Origin of the sequence: Citrobacter sp. R-1.5.2, from assembly GCF_035064245.1 — a bacterium.
Taxonomy (GTDB): Bacteria; Pseudomonadota; Gammaproteobacteria; order Enterobacterales; family Enterobacteriaceae; genus Citrobacter.
The window spans coordinates 18163-33090 of sequence record NZ_JASEYC010000019.1; the positions used below are offsets into that span (position 1 = coordinate 18163).

12 protein-coding genes are annotated in these 14928 nt (G+C 54.3%); 4 read left to right on the forward strand and 8 right to left on the reverse strand.

Annotated elements, in window-relative coordinates:
- Positions 1–2 precede the first annotated feature (2 nt).
- From nrfF to gltP, 3 genes are all read left to right on the forward strand, one after another.
- Entirely contained in the window at positions 3–2216 is a 2214-nt protein-coding gene (gene nrfF, locus QMN38_RS23125) for a heme lyase NrfEFG subunit NrfF (RefSeq protein ID WP_323606157.1), read from the forward strand.
- Positions 2213–2833 carry a heme lyase NrfEFG subunit NrfG gene (gene nrfG / locus QMN38_RS23130; protein WP_323606139.1) on the forward strand — a complete coding sequence of 207 codons (621 nt, stop codon included), beginning with the start codon at positions 2213–2215 and terminating at the stop codon, positions 2831–2833. Before nrfF ends, nrfG begins: the two co-directional genes overlap by 4 nt.
- 345 nt (positions 2834–3178) lie before the next feature.
- Positions 3179–4489: a glutamate/aspartate:proton symporter GltP gene (gene gltP, locus QMN38_RS23135; RefSeq protein WP_271440963.1), complete on the forward strand. Its 1311-nt coding sequence runs from the start codon at positions 3179–3181 to the stop codon at positions 4487–4489.
- A 103-nt stretch (positions 4490–4592) separates the two neighbouring features.
- On the opposite strand, the gene yjcO is transcribed toward gltP, so the two are convergent.
- On the reverse strand, positions 4593–5276 hold the full coding sequence (gene yjcO, locus QMN38_RS23140) for a Sel1 family TPR-like repeat protein YjcO (protein WP_323606140.1): 684 nt from the start codon (positions 5274–5276) through the stop codon (positions 4593–4595).
- Between the two features lie 91 nt (positions 5277–5367).
- Positions 5368–7515 carry a formate dehydrogenase subunit alpha gene (fdhF, locus tag QMN38_RS23145; protein ID WP_271456964.1) on the reverse strand — a complete coding sequence of 716 codons (2148 nt, stop codon included), beginning with the start codon at positions 7513–7515 and terminating at the stop codon, positions 5368–5370.
- A 288-nt stretch (positions 7516–7803) separates the two neighbouring features.
- On the opposite strand from fdhF, the gene QMN38_RS23150 reads away from it, so the two are divergent.
- On the forward strand, positions 7804–8535 hold the full coding sequence (locus QMN38_RS23150; protein WP_271455184.1) for a response regulator: 732 nt from the start codon (positions 7804–7806) through the stop codon (positions 8533–8535).
- 86 nt (positions 8536–8621) lie between these two features.
- Here the strand turns inward: QMN38_RS23150 and QMN38_RS23155 are convergent, their stop codons facing one another.
- The 6 genes from QMN38_RS23155 to QMN38_RS23180 all read right to left on the reverse strand — a co-directional run bounded on the left by QMN38_RS23155 (position 8622) and on the right by QMN38_RS23180 (position 14843).
- Entirely contained in the window at positions 8622–9626 is a 1005-nt protein-coding gene (locus tag QMN38_RS23155; protein ID WP_271456972.1) for a carbohydrate kinase family protein, read from the reverse strand.
- The gene (locus QMN38_RS23160; RefSeq protein WP_271440959.1) at positions 9623–10483 is read right to left on the reverse strand and encodes a ketose 1,6-bisphosphate aldolase; all 861 of its coding nucleotides are present in this window, start codon (positions 10481–10483) and stop codon (positions 9623–9625) included. Before QMN38_RS23160 ends, QMN38_RS23155 begins: the two co-directional genes overlap by 4 nt.
- A 14-nt stretch (positions 10484–10497) precedes the next feature.
- Entirely contained in the window at positions 10498–11181 is a 684-nt protein-coding gene (locus QMN38_RS23165; RefSeq protein WP_323606142.1) for a D-lyxose/D-mannose isomerase, read from the reverse strand.
- A gap of 120 nt (positions 11182–11301) precedes the next feature.
- Positions 11302–12243, reverse strand: coding sequence for an ABC transporter substrate-binding protein (locus QMN38_RS23170; protein ID WP_323606143.1), 942 nt, complete (start codon positions 12241–12243; stop codon positions 11302–11304).
- Between the two features lie 88 nt (positions 12244–12331).
- Entirely contained in the window at positions 12332–13327 is a 996-nt protein-coding gene (locus tag QMN38_RS23175) for an ABC transporter permease subunit (RefSeq protein ID WP_271449281.1), read from the reverse strand.
- Positions 13320–14843: a sugar ABC transporter ATP-binding protein gene (locus tag QMN38_RS23180; RefSeq protein WP_202037148.1), complete on the reverse strand. Its 1524-nt coding sequence runs from the start codon at positions 14841–14843 to the stop codon at positions 13320–13322. Before QMN38_RS23180 ends, QMN38_RS23175 begins: the two co-directional genes overlap by 8 nt.
- Between the last annotated feature and the right edge of the window lie 85 nt (positions 14844–14928).

Here is a 14928-nt window from a genome sequence, read left to right on the forward strand (position 1 = left end):
ATCTGGACGTCTTCCTTCCTGAAGCCGGTTTTCTGGCTCTGTTGTTAAGTTTCGGGGTCAACGTGTTGACCCCGCTTGTCGCGCTGGTGGGGCTCCGCCGGCGCTGGCAGGGTGTGATGCAACTGGCCTGCGTGGGGACGTGGACGCAATTTACGCTACAGCTGATCGCTTTTGCCATTCTGGTCTTCTGTTTTATGACCAGCGACTTCTCGGTTGTCTATGTTGCTCAGCATAGCTATAGCCTGCTGCCGTGGGGACTAAAACTGGCGGCGGTGTGGGGCGGTCATGAAGGATCGCTGCTGCTGTGGGTGCTGTTTCTTTCCGGCTGGAGCGCGCTGTTCGCTCTTCGCTATCGGCGTGATACCGACGCGCTTTTTCCGCTGGCGCTCTGCGTCCTGTCAATGATGTTGGCCTTACTGCTGTTGTTTGTCGTGGTGTGGTCCGATCCGTTCGTGCGTATCTTCCCACCAGCCATTGAAGGACGCGATCTTAATCCGATGTTGCAGCATCTTGGGCTCATCCTCCACCCTCCGCTGCTCTATCTGGGTTACGGTGGATTGATGGTTGCGGCTGGGGTTGCGCTGGCTTCGCTGCTGCGTGGCGGCTTTAGCGCAGAAACTGCATGGGTCTGCTGGCGCTGGGCTTTACCCGGCTGGTGTGCGTTGACGCTGGGCATCATCCTCGGCTCCTGGTGGGCGTACTGCGAGCTGGGTTGGGGCGGCTGGTGGTTCTGGGACCCGGTGGAAAACGCCTCTTTATTACCCTGGCTTTCTGCCAGCGCATTGCTGCATAGTTTGTATGTCTCACGCCAGCGCGGGCTCTTCCGTCACTGGTCGCTGCTGCTGGCCATCGTCACACTGATTTTATCGCTGCTGGGGACGTTGATTGTGCGTTCCGGCATCCTGGTGTCTGTTCATGCTTTCGCGCTGGATAATGTCCGCGCTGCGCCGCTGTTTGCACTATTTTCCGTCTTAAGCCTGGCGTCGCTCGGGCTGTACGCCTGGCGGGCACAGGATGGTCGCCAAACTGCGCGTTTCGGCGGTTGGTCGCGCGAGATGTTAATTCTGGTCGCGTTACTGCTTTTTTGTGCGGTGCTACTGATTGTGCTGATCGGCACGCTCTATCCCATGATTTACGGTCTGTTTGGCTGGGGGCGACTCTCGGTTGGGGCGCCGTATTTTAACCGCGCCACGTTGCCGTTTGGGTTATTGATGCTGGCGGTCATCGTTATCGCAACCATCAGAAGCTGGAAAGGATCGCTGCGAAGCCAGCTTCCGGCCCTGTTAGCGCACAGTGGGGTACTGGTTTTCGCGGCGGGGATCGTCTTTTCCAGCGGCAGTCGCCAGGAGATTAGCCTGAATCTGAGTCCGGGCCAGCAGGTTGAGCTGGCAGGTTATCTCTTCCGTTTTGAGCGCCTCAGTCTGGAAGCAAAAGGAAATTACACCAGTGAAAAAGCGCTGATTACGCTGTGGCAGGATGAGAAACGTATCGGCAGTCTTCAACCCGAACGGCGCTTCTATGCCGCGCGTCGCCAGCAAATGATGGAGCCGGGTATCCGCTGGAACCTGCTGCATGACTGGTATGCGGTGATGGGCGAAAAAACAGGGCAGGATCGTTATGCCATGCGCTTATACGTGCAAAGCGGCGTGCGCTGGATTTGGGGGGGAGGACTGCTGATGGTATTTGGTGCGCTGCTGAGCGGCTGGCGGGGAAGGAAATGCCCTGAGTTATTGCCTGATGGCGCTGCGCTTATCAGGCCTACGAGTGAAAAGCCTGGTAGGCCGGATAAGGCGTTCACGCCGCCATCCGGCAAAACGATGTTACTTATGCTCTTGCTGATTTTTCTACCTTTCATCACGCATGCTCAGGTTGTGGATACCTGGCGCTTTGCAAACCCGCAACAGCAGGAAAAGGCGCTGTTTATTGCCAGCCAACTGCGGTGTCCGCAGTGCCAAAACCAAAACTTACTGGAATCCAATGCGCCAGTGGCGGTCAGTATGCGTCATCAGGTTTACAGCATGGTTGAAGAGGGCAAAAACGAAGCAGAGATCACTGCCTGGATGACCGCGCGTTATGGTGATTTCGTTCGTTATAACCCCCCTCTGAATGAGCAAACACTGCTGCTATGGGCGCTACCGTGCGTGTTATTGCTGCTGATGGGCGTGGTGATTTGGCGGGTGAGATCGCGCCAGCGTACTGAGGAGGACGAGCAATGAGTCACTCCGAACGCGCCGTGGCACCGTTTCGTCCGATGCCGGTGAAACGGCTGGTTGTCGCGGTTGTGATGATGGTTATTGCCTGCATCGGAGGTTATCTGTTAACACCAAAATGGCAGGCTGTCCGTCAGGAGCAAGCCCGACTGGCCGATCCATTACACGCGTTCTCTGATGAAAATATTCAGGAAAAACAGCTGCTTTCTTTGCAGTCGCAGATTCGTGCCACGCCACAGGACGGGGTGTTATGGGCGCAACTGGGGGAATATTATCTTTGGCAAAATGCGTATCACAATGCACTGCTGGCCTATGAACAGGCGCTGCGTTTTCGGGGTGAAAACGCCGAAATCTACTCGGCGTTGGCGACGGTATTGTATTACCAGGCCGGACAGCATATGACACCGCAAACGCGCGAAATGATAGATAAATCCCTGGCGCTGGACGGCAATGAAGTCACCGCGCTGATGCTGTTGGCTTCTGATGCGTTTATGCAGGCTGATTACGCACAGGCGATTTCAATGTGGCAAAAAGTAATGGATTTAAACTCGCCTAGGGTGAATCGTGCGCAGTTGATCGACTCCATTAATATGGCGAAATTGTTGCAGAATCGGCAAAAATAAATTTGTTTTTTTTGTGATTTGTATCATTTTGCCTGTTTAAAAAACAGGCAGTCGAACAAGTGGGTAAAAAAAACTCACGGAAGAACTTCTTCATTTTTTATCAAATAAAAATTCTTTTATAACAAAAAGTTATTCATGATTACCGATATAAACTCGCGTTTTTATGCATAATTTCAGCTAAACCCCCTGTTCTGAAAGGCTTGCGCGAGATAGCGTGCAAATGATAATGATAATAAGCGTTAAAAAACTCTATAAACGAACGCAACACAAATCATACCCTTTCAGTATGTACTGTTCTCGCATTTTTATATGCGGAATAGCGCTCCATCGAGGAAGTCCGTTGTTATGAAAAATTTGAAAGTCAGCCTGGCATGGCAGATCCTCATCGCCATGGTGCTGGGCATTTTGCTAGGGAGTTACCTGCACTACCATAGTGACAGCCGCGAATGGCTGGTATTAAACCTGCTGCAACCGGCGGGTGATATCTTTATCCACCTGATTAAAATGATCGTCGTGCCCATTGTAATTTCCACGCTGATTGTGGGTATCGCCGGGGTGGGGGATGCAAAACAGCTGGGCCGTATTGGCGCGAAAACCATTATCTATTTCGAAGTGATCACCACCGTGGCGATTATCCTCGGTATTACGCTGGCAAACGTATTCCAGCCAGGTACCGGCGTTGATATGTCGCAGCTGGCGACTGTGGATATTTCGAAATATCAAAGCACAACGGCAGAAGTGCAGAGTCATGCACATGGCCTGATGGGTACAATTTTGTCACTGGTGCCGACCAACATCGTTGCGTCGATGGCGAAAGGTGACATGCTGCCGATTATCTTCTTCTCAGTGCTGTTCGGTTTAGGTCTGTCTTCTCTGCCTGCCACGCACCGTGAACCGCTGGTTACCGTGTTCCGCTCTATCTCCGAAACCATGTTTAAAGTGACCCACATGGTCATGCGTTATGCGCCGGTCGGTGTCTTTGCGCTGATCGCCGTCACGGTCGCAAACTTTGGCTTTGCCTCCTTGTGGCCGCTGGCGAAGCTGGTGCTGTTGGTGCATTTTGCCATCCTGTTCTTTGCACTGGTGGTGCTGGGTATCGTGGCGCGTGTCTGTGGTCTGAGTATCTGGATCTTAATCCGTATCCTGAAGGATGAGCTGATTCTGGCGTATTCAACCGCCAGTTCTGAGAGCGTACTGCCGCGTATTATTGAGAAAATGGAAGCCTACGGTGCACCGGCATCAATCACCAGTTTCGTGGTGCCGACCGGCTATTCATTCAACCTGGATGGTTCGACGTTGTACCAGAGTATCGCCGCTATCTTTATTGCCCAGCTGTACGGTATTGACCTGTCGCTGTGGCAGGAAATCGTGCTGGTACTGACGCTGATGGTAACCTCGAAAGGGATTGCAGGTGTGCCGGGCGTATCGTTTGTGGTGCTGTTGGCGACGCTGGGCAGTGTGGGGATCCCGTTGGAAGGTCTGGCATTTATCGCCGGTGTTGACCGTATTCTCGATATGGCGCGTACTGCGCTGAACGTGGTGGGTAACGCGCTGGCGGTACTGGTAATCGCCAAGTGGGAACACAAATTTGACCGCAAGAAAGCGCTGGCCTATGAGCGTGAAATATTAGGTAAGTTTGATAAGACCGCTTTGTAGGCCGGATAAGGCAACGCCGCCATCCGGCAACCTGCTCCGGGTTGCCTGATGGCGCTACGCTATCAGGCCTACAACGACTACGTTCATCCGGCAATGCAAACCATTACCCGTTGGTTAACTTATCAAACTCTTCGCAGCCGGTATCGAATCCTTCTGTACAGCTCAGATTCAGCCAGTGCAGCGCCTTCTGTTTATTCTTTTCGATAAAACCCTGCTCGCCGTTTAAGAACATCATCCCGGCCCAGTATTCGGAATACCCGGTGCGAGAAATGGCCGAGCTACGTTTGAAATACCAGGTGGCTTTCTCATCGTCGGCAGGAATACCCACGCCATTGGCGTAGATCAGTCCGAGCAGCATTTGCGCATCGACAGCGGAGTCGTTCTCCAGGTTTTCCGAGGCGTTTTGCAGCAATGTAATCGCTTTGGGGTAATCTGTGTGCCCGGCCTGCGTGTTCACCAGAATTCTCGCCAGCGTAATTTCCCCCGCCTTACTACCTGCCTGGGTCGCTTTTTCGGCCAGCGTTTTGGCCTCGGGGTAATCCAGACTGACCGGATTGGTAATCTTAATCTGTGCCAGCAATGCGTAAGCATCGGCATCACCATTGTCGGCGGCTTTTTGCGCCCAATATTCCGCTTTACCCAAATCGCCTGAGCTAAACCAGGTATCAGCGAGGAAATATTGTGCGCGTCGGTCTCCGGACTCGGCGGCTTTCAAAAACTGACTACCGGGCTCTTCGGCATGGACAAAGCATGTCATTAACACCATCAAGGCGAAAAGTCGTTTCATCTTATATTTAGATTTAGTGTAGGGAATGAACAGTATAGAGAGATTATGTGCATAAAAAAACGGCCTCCGAATGGAGGCCGTCAGGGGAAGCTTAACCCATCGCGCTTTCGCGCAGGCTGGCTTTCAGCTTGGTGTACTCATCAATGACATACTGCTCGGCAGCGCGCTGATCGGCAATGCGTTCAACGTTTACAGCACAGTACTTGTACTCCGGCGTTTTGGTAATCGGGCTTAAGTTCTCGGTTACAAGTTCATTACATGCGCCAATCCACCACTGGTAGGTCATGTAAATCGCGCCTTTGTTTGGACGATCGCTGACTGCCGCACGGGTAATGACCCGGCCTTTACGCGAGTTCACCCACACCAGCTCTTCATCCTGGATGCCCAGGCGTTCTGCGTCGGCGGTGTTGATCTGGGCATAGCCCGGTTCATCCGCCAGCGCGGCCAGCGCCGCACAGTTACCGGTCATCGAACGGCAAGAGTAGTGGCCGACTTCACGCACCGTTGACAGTACCATTGGGTACTCTGGGGTGAGTTTGTCGATTGGCGCTACCCAGTCGCAGGTGAAGAACTGCGCCAGGCCGTTCGGGGTGTCGAACTTCTCTTTGAAAAGATAAGACGTACCCTGGTCGGCTTCTGAGGTGTCGCGGCAAGGCCACTGGATATAACCCAGTTCGCCCATTTTCTCGTAAGTGGCACCGTAGAAATCCGGGCACAGATGACGCAACTCGTCCCAGATTTCCTGGGTGTTGTTGTAGTGCATCGGGTAACCCATACGGGTGGCGATTTCACTGATAATCTGCCAGTCCGTTTTCAGATCCCACTTCGGCTCAACGGCTTTAAAGAAGCGCTGGAAGCCACGGTCAGCCGCGGAGAATACGCCTTCATGTTCGCCCCATGACGTAGACGGTAAAATAACGTCTGCGGCAGCAGCGGTTTTGGTCATGAAGATATCCTGCACGATAACCAGTTCCAGATCTTCGAAGCCTTTGCGCACTGCGGAAAGCTCAGCATCGGTCTGTAATGGATCTTCACCCATAATGTAGGCCGCACGAACTTCGCCATGCGCTGCACGATGCGGCAGTTCGCTGATGCGATAGCCGGTATGAGCAGGCAGACTTTCCACGCCCCAGGCTTTAGCGAACTTCTCGCGGTTAGCCGGATCTTTCACATACTGATAGCCCGGATAGGTATCCGGCAGCGCGCCCATGTCACATGCGCCCTGAACGTTGTTCTGGCCACGAACCGGGTTAACGCCCACGCTCGGCTTACCGAGGTTGCCGGTTAGCATTGCGAGGCTGGTCAGAGAACGCACGGTTTCCACGCCCTGATAGAACTGGGTAACACCCATGCCCCACAGGATGGCCGCGCTTTTCGCCGAAGCATACATACGTGCAGCCTGACGGATATCCTGAGCGCTAACGCCAGTAATATCTTCGACAGACTCCGGCGTGTAGCCTTCGACAATCTTGCTGTACTCTTCGAATCCTTCCGTACGCGAGGCGACGAACGCCTGGTCGTACAGTTTTTCTTCGATGATGACATGACCCATAGCGTTAAGCAGCGCGATATTCGAGCCGTTTCTCAACGCGATGTGCATGTCGGCAATACGCGCAGTTTCAATTTTGCGCGGATCGCAGACGATAATTTTCGCCCCTTTACGTTTAGCGTTGATCACGTGATTCGCCACGATAGGGTGGGAATCCGCCGGGTTATACCCGAAGATGAACACTAAATCGGTGTCATCAATTTCATTGATGGCATTACTCATTGCGCCGTTACCGACCGATTGGTGCAGACCTGCAACCGAAGGGCCGTGTCAGACGCGAGCGCAGCAGTCAACGTTATTGGTACCAATAACGGCGCGCGCGAATTTTTGCATTACATAGTTGGTTTCGTTACCCGTACCGCGAGATGAACCGGTCGTCTGAATGGCGTCCGGGCCATACTTCGCTTTGATGGCGCTCAGGCGATCGGCGACGTAATTAAGCGCTTCATCCCAGGAAACGGATTCCAGTTTGCCGCCACGCTGGCGACGGATCATTGGGGTCTTCAGACGAGGGGTCAGGATCTGGGTATCATTGATAAAATCCCAGCCATAGTAGCCCTTCAGACACAGGGTACCCTGGTTGGTTTTCCCCTGCGCCGCTTCAGCCCGGACGATTTTGCCGTTATCGACCACCAGGTTGATTTTGCAACCTGATGCGCAATATGGGCAAACCGTGACGACTTTTTTCATCGGTCTCGCTCCAGTTAATCAAATCGCGCATACGCGCTTGTCGCTTTCGTTATGCATCTTTTATGCCATGTTTTTATCAGGGGCATTCGCCGATAATACGGGCGAATTTTGCGCAAAACCCTGACGAAAAACAGGCTGTCGTCATATTTGACGTGACGAATCTTCAATACGTGACGCCCCGGCAGTGTGACCGAGGTTATGTTTCCCACATGTCCTTGTGCCTTATCGCTGTCACTCTGTGCAGAATCAATCACACTCATTTAAGTTGGCCAGAAATGGGGAGGAACAATGAAGCCAGCCATACTGGTTGTGGATGATGACGAGGCAATCTGCACACTGCTCCAGGATGTGCTGAGTGAACACGTCTTTGCGGTGACCGCCTGTCATACCGGACAGGATGCGCTGCGCTGCGTTGATACTCAGCCGGATATAGCGCTGGTATTGCTGGACATGATGTTGCCCGATATTAATGGCCTGATGGTGCTTCAGCAGGTGCAAAAAATAAGGCCGGGATTACCGGTGGTGATGCTGACAGGGTTAGGTAGCGAATCGGATGTGGTTGTGGGGCTGGAAATGGGGGCTGACGATTATATCGGCAAACCGTTCAATGCGCGGGTACTGGTGGCGCGGGTAAAAGCCGTGCTCAGGCGTGTCGGTGTTTTAACACCTGAAAGCAGCGGTCCACAAACCACGGGGTTATCCTTTAATGGCTGGCATCTGGATACCGCAGGTTGTCAGTTACGTAATCCTCAGCAGTTGAAGGTGGACCTGACGCAGGGCGAATACAGTCTGCTGCTGGCGCTGGCACAGAACGCCCGCCGGGTGCTTAGCCGCGAACAATTGCTGGAGTTGACGCGCAGCGACAGCGTTGAGGTGTTTGACCGCACTATTGATGTGTTAATCATGCGACTACGGCGAAAGATAGAGACTAACCCGCATCAGCCAATGTTGATTAAAACCCTGCGCGGTCTGGGTTATGTTTTTGCCGCCGACGTGCAGCATCACGATAAGGCGGCGTGATCTGCGCAGTTGCCGGATGCGGCGTAAACGCCTTATCCGGCCTACAAAAGCGATAACGACCCCGTATGCCTGATAAGCGTAGCGCATCAGGCATCAGCCATTCCGGCTTTTAACTCCTCCAGCGTTTTTGCGCCGTCGATTGCATTGGCACACAGCAGGCTTGCCCGCGCGCAGGCGTGTGCCAGCCTGATACTGTCCGCTAACGACCAGCGCTCGTGGCAGCCATACAGAAAACCAGCGCAAAATGCATCTCCTGCCCCGACACTGCCGACGATCTCTTCCTGGGCCAGAAATTGTGAGGGTATCCAGGTGCCAGCCTGATCAGGATCTTCACCCCATGCGCCTTCCGGACAGTGGATCACCACCCGCTGGCGTACACCCGCGTCCAGTAGTTCACGGGCGGCGGTAGCGATGTGCGGAATATGCAATTCGCCGTTGGGCTGGCGGATCTCCAGTCCGCTGAATTCCCCGGCCTCCAGTTCATTGATCACCAGATAGTCAAGATGGCGAAGCGCTGGCATCACCAGTGGCTGGTAGCGAGGATCGCCTTTGCGTGAGACCAGATCCAGTGACGTTTCAAAGCCATTTTCACGCATTTGTGCCAGTAGTCGTGCGCTTCGCGTACCGAACTCATCGTCAGGCATGTCCAGACTATCGAGCAGCAGCAGATAGCCCAGATGGAAAATTTTCATCGAGGTATCCAGCAGCTCAAACGCAGGCAGATCGAGTAGCCGATTGGCGCCCGGTGAGTGAAAAAAGGTGCGCTGGCCGCTGGGATCGGTCATCACCTGCGACATTGACGTGGGGGCTGATGTCGTGCGCTGAACATGCTGGCGATTAACGTGATACTGTTCCAGCATCGCCATGATATAGTCGCCATCGCTGTCCTTGCCAATTAAGCCCACTGCCTGCAACGGTAGCCCGGTGTGCATTTTTGCCAGCGTGAGCAATACGTTAAGCGGAGCCCCCCCCGTTGCGCGTTCGCTATGGGTTATCTCCGCCAGCCAGCCGCGTTCTGGCCACTGCACAATCTGATGTACATGATCGACCAGCATGTTACCTGCGGCGATAATGCCTTTACGTTCCATCAGATCTGCCCCGCGCTACCAAAAATACGCATCTGTTCAGAAACGGTATCGGTAATGGCTTCCTCAATACTCAGCAGCAGTTCGGCGAATTCGTCGTACAGCGGCTGGCGATTAGCCATACGCGACTCTACCGCAGCCAGTGCCGCCTGCGACATACCGGTGTAGAAGTTGATTTTGTGAATGCCAAGCTCGATTGCCCGACGGAAATCGTCGTCGCTAATGCCGGAGCCGCCGTGTAGTACCAGCGGAATTGCCGCCTGTTGGCGAATAGCGTCCAGACGGGGAAAATCGAGTTGTGGCACGCCTTTGTACTTGCCGTGTGCATTGCCAATAGCAACTGCCAGCGCATCAATACCGGTTCGATCGACGAAATCCCGTGCCAGCATGGGGTCGGTAAACAATGATTCATCGGCATGACCATACAGTGCTCCGCCTTCATCGCCGCCCACCGCACCGAGCTCTGCTTCCACCGACACACCCACCGCATGACACATCTTCACGACTTCGCGGGTTTGACGGATATTGTCTTCGTATTCCAGCGTGGAACCATCAAACATGACCGAACTGAAGCCTAAGCGCAGTGCCCGAACCACTGACTCAAAGTGCAGGCCGTGGTCAAGGTTTAGTACCACCGGAATATCATGGCGTGCGGCTTCAAATTTGACCGCTTCGACGAGGGAGTCCAGCGAGATATATTTAAAATGCACTTCGGCAATGTTGATAATAAAAGGCGAACGTTCCTGTTTTGCTGCGGCAAACAGCGCGCGCAGGAAGTGTGAGTCCAGTACGTTAAATGCCCCTAAGGCATAGCGGTGCTCGCGGGCATGGGCAAGCCCATCGGCGAGGGAAATTAACGGCATAATACGCTCCTTGGTTAACGGAACAGGCGGTACTCGTTACACAGCACCAGATGCGCCGGTTCGTCTTCTTCAATGTCGTTATAGCGGGCTATCGGTTGCAGAAAATGGTTATCGTGGTCGTCGTCATTGACGGAAGAAACCTCACCGACCAGCACGTCACCAAACCCTTCCTCAGCCCAGAAGCTGTGATACAGACCGGGCGTCAGACAGATGCTTTCCCCTGGTGCCAGGCGTAGCTGGCTACCTGCAGCATGGGTTTGTCGGCAACCATCAATGACCACATTGACGTCGCTGTCCTCCGTTTGTTCTCTGATACCGGCGTTCCACAGTTCGACAATCAGATTGCCGCCGCCGCGATTGATGATGTCTTCACGCTTGCGCCAGTGAAAATGCATCGGCGTAACCTGGGCATCGCGAACATGCATGATTTTCTCTGCGTAGCACTTCTCGTATGGCATACCTTTTGGCGAGCCATTTCGCAGGGTGAACAGCGTTAAGCCCTGAGCGGCGAAATTGTTGCCGCCAAATGCGGTGACATCCCAACCCAATTTGAGGTCAAAGACTTCGCTCCAGGCGGAAGCATCAAGTTTTCGCCATTGCGTGGGTGGGAAACTGGCGAAAGCGGGGAGATGCACGTCGTGCTGGGAAAAAAACTGGCGTGTGTGGCCAAGAATTTCGTTTATTGCGGAGCGTTTCATGGACAGAATTCTCCTGAGTATAATGCCGAATGGCGCTGTGCTTATCCGACCTACAAATTCATATCGATCTTGTAGGCGGGATACGGCATTTTTGCCGCCATCCGGCGTTGTTGTAGCGGGTTATTTCACCGTCCAACCCTTATAGCTACCGACGTTGTTTTTATCGATCATCGTCACTGGGATCAGCACAGGTTCTTTCGGCGCGGGTTTCCCCTGTAATATGTCATAGCCGATTTCGACTGCCTTGGCTGCCATTACCTGCGGATCTTGTGCCGGAGTCGCCACAAATAGTGAGTTTTCGCGCTTCAACGCTTCTTCGCCGTCCGGCGATCCATCTACGCCGACAATAAAGAATTCATTGCGCTGTGCCTGTTTCGCTGCCAGATCGGCACCGATCGCAGTCGGATCGTTAATGGCGAATACGCCGTCGATCTTCGGATTAGCCGCCAGCAGTGCGGTCATAATCTCCAGGCCGCCTTCGCGACTGCCTTTGGCGTTTTGGTTATGTGATAGCACCTTGATATCGGGATGGCGTTTGAATTCAGTCTGGCAGCCTTCCACGCGGTTCTGAACGGCGGAAACTGGCGGCCCGTTGATGATCACTACGTTGCCTTTACCTTTCAGGCGGTCGGTGATGTATTTACAGGCCATTTCGCCTGCCTGGGTGTTATCGGAGGTGATGGTTGCATCAGCCCCTTCCGCCGCCACGTCAACGGCGACCACTACAATCCCCGCGTCTTTCGCCCGTTTAACCGCCGGACCGATGCCTTTGGAATCCGCTGCGTTAAGAATGATCATGTCGACTTTGGCGGCAATAAAGTTGTCGATCTGCGATACCTGTTGCCCCAGGTCGTAGCCGCTGGATACCAACGTTACTTTGACGTTATCACCGGCCAGTTTACGCGCTTCCAGCTCCGCACCTTTGGTGATTTGCACGAAGAACGGGTTGGCAAGATCGCCCACCGTGACGCCGATCGATTTCAGTTCTTTTGCCTGCACAAACGGAGCTGCAGCAAACAGTGCGCCAGCACAGAGCGCGGTAACTAATGGCTTCAAACGCATACTCGTTTCCTCACGTAGGGTATTGTTGTTATACGCCTGATGGCGCTGCGCTTATCAGGCCTACGAATGAGTAGGCCAGTAAGCTTGTCTATGCACTTTGATGGTGTCGGGTACGGTATTTGTCGATCAGCACCGCTATGATGATCACCGCCCCTTTGATCACCAGTTGCCAGAAATAGGAGACGCCCATTAGCGTCATGCCGTTATTAAGCGTGGCAATAATCAGCGCCCCTACCAGCGTGCCGGTGATGGTGCCAATACCGCCGACAAAGCTGGTGCCGCCGAGGATCACCGCGGCAATCGCGTCCAGCTCATAACCCATCCCTAAGTTGCCGTTGGCGCTGTACAGCCGCGAGGCGCTCATCACCCCACCAAGGCCCGAGAGCAGACCGCTCATGCCATAGACGAACAGCAGCACCAGCCAGACTTTGATACCGGTTAAACGTGCGGCCTGCATATTGCCGCCAACCGCGTAGATATGGACGCCCAGCGTGGTGCGGCGCAGAATGAACCAGCACACCACCACCACCGCCAGTGCAATCACCACCAGCCACGGTACCGGGCCGAGATAGTTGTTGCCGATCCACTCAAAGCTGATGTTGGAGTTGATAACCGTCGTGCCATCCGCCAGCAGGTACGCCGCGCCGCGTAACGCGGTATAAGTCCCAAGCGTGACGATAAACGGCGGCAATCCGGCGAAGGCGACCAGCGCGCCATTAAACAGCCCCAGCACCAGGCCGAGCATCAGCGCCGCCGGAATCGACAGCATGGCAAACTCAGGAATAAGAGAAACGACCATGGCCGCAACGGCGGTGGTGCCGAGAATTGAACCGACGGAGAGATCGATCCCGCCGGTCAGGATGATGAAAGTCATGCCGGCCGCCAGGACGATATTGATCGACGCCTGGCGGGTAATATTCAGCAGGTTGCTCTCAGTAAAAAAGTTTGGCGCGATAAAGCCAAACACGGCCACAATCAGGATCAGAATGGGTAAGATGCCGACCGTTTGCATCAGATCGCTCATCAACATCTTTTTCGCAGAGGCGGATTTCGCCACTTGCTGGGGAGGGGTTGGATTATTCATGGGGCACCGCCTGATGATGGGAGTCGTTCACGCCGGTTGCCAGCGTCATAATGTTTTCCTGGGTAATGCTTTTCCCGTCCAGTTCGCCGGCAATACTGCCTTCCCGCATGACATATACCCGATCGCTCATGCCGACCACTTCCGGCAATTCACTGGAGATCATCAGGATCGCTACGCCTTTGCGCGCCATATCGTTCATGATCCGGTAGATCTCGCTTTTGGCACCGACGTCTACGCCGCGCGTGGGTTCATCGAGGATCAAAATGCGGGGGCCGATCGCCACCCAACGCGAGATCAGCAATTTTTGTTGATTACCGCCGGACAGCCCACCCGCCCGTACCTGAGCATGCGGCACGCGGATGTTGAGTAATTGAATCGCGTCATCGGAAATGGCCTGCGCTTTTTTGCGATCGAGCAGCCCCCAGTTGGCATCACGTTCCAGCGTCGCCATGGTGATGTTCTCCGCTGCCGCCAGTTCTAAAAATAACCCCTGTTCCTTGCGGTTCTCCGTCAGAAAGCCGATGCCGTGGTCAATTGCTTCACGTGGGGAGTGGATCACTACCGGTTCGCCGTCGACTTCAATCATGCCGCCGATCGCTTTGCGTACGCCAAAAATCAGCTGCGCCAGTTCGGAACGTCCGGCTCCCACCAGACCTGCAAGGCCGACAATCTCCCCAGAGCGCACCAGCAGACTACACGGTTGCACTTTGTTGCCATCAGTCAGGTGATGAACGTTCAGGCGCGCTTTGCCTAGGGGAATATCGCGTTCCTTGTTGAACAGGTCGCTCAATGGGCGGCCCACCATCATGCGCACCAGTTCCGAAGCATTAAGCTTGTCGCGGGTCAGGCTACCGACATACTGCCCATCGCGCAGGACGCTGACGCGATCCGAGAGTTCATAGACTTCCGCCATGCGGTGACTGATATAGATAATCGCCATTCCTTCATCGCGCAGGCGCATGATCAGTTCAAACAGGCGGTGCGTCTCACGTGAGGAGAGGGCGGCGGTGGGTTCATCCATGACCAGGATACGGCTGTTACGGTGTAGGGCGCGGGCGATTTCGACCTGCTGCTGCTCGGCGATGGTCAGCGTCATTACCCGGTCGCTGGCCTTAAACTGGGCTCCGAGTCGGTCGATAACTTTCTGCGACTGCATCACCATCTCTTTGCGCTGGACCAGACCACCGCGCGACAATTCACTGCCGAGGAAGATATTCTCCGCTACCGTCAGGTTCGGCGCGAGCTGCATCTCCTGATAAATCAGGGTAATGCCTGCACTTAACGCATCCTTGGGTCCACGAATATGAAAAGGCTGTCCGTCAATCAGGATCTCGCCGCTGGTGGCGGTATACGCCCCCGCGAGGATCTTCATCAGGGTGCTTTTCCCCGCGCCGTTTTCGCCCATCAGGGCATGGATCTCACCCGGCCAGACCGTTAAATCGACCCCTTTCAGCGCGTAAAATTTGCCAAACGCTTTGGCAATGTTGCGCATTTCCAGAACCGGTGTCCTGCTCATCGCGGATCTCCTGCGGGGTGGCCGATATCAGCAGTCCATCACAGGAATGTAAATGCAAAATGTCAGAAGCCGTTCATATTTGTCA

Excerpts from the sequence above, each read along its gene's own strand:
- nrfG (WP_323606139.1), top strand. The coding sequence starts at position 2,213 with ATGAGTCACTCCGAACGCGCCGTGGCACCGTTTCGTCCGATGCCGGTG.
- QMN38_RS23175 (WP_271449281.1), bottom strand. The coding sequence starts at position 13,327 with ATGAATAATCCAACCCCTCCCCAGCAAGTGGCGAAATCCGCCTCTGCG.
- yjcO (WP_323606140.1), bottom strand. The coding sequence starts at position 5,276 with ATGAAACGACTTTTCGCCTTGATGGTGTTAATGACATGCTTTGTCCAT.
- QMN38_RS23150 (WP_271455184.1), top strand. The coding sequence starts at position 7,804 with ATGAAGCCAGCCATACTGGTTGTGGATGATGACGAGGCAATCTGCACA.
- QMN38_RS23160 (WP_271440959.1), bottom strand. The coding sequence starts at position 10,483 with ATGCCGTTAATTTCCCTCGCCGATGGGCTTGCCCATGCCCGCGAGCAC.
- gltP (WP_271440963.1), top strand. The coding sequence starts at position 3,179 with ATGAAAAATTTGAAAGTCAGCCTGGCATGGCAGATCCTCATCGCCATG.
- QMN38_RS23180 (WP_202037148.1), bottom strand. The coding sequence starts at position 14,843 with ATGAGCAGGACACCGGTTCTGGAAATGCGCAACATTGCCAAAGCGTTT.
- QMN38_RS23165 (WP_323606142.1), bottom strand. The coding sequence starts at position 11,181 with ATGAAACGCTCCGCAATAAACGAAATTCTTGGCCACACACGCCAGTTT.
- QMN38_RS23170 (WP_323606143.1), bottom strand. The coding sequence starts at position 12,243 with ATGCGTTTGAAGCCATTAGTTACCGCGCTCTGTGCTGGCGCACTGTTT.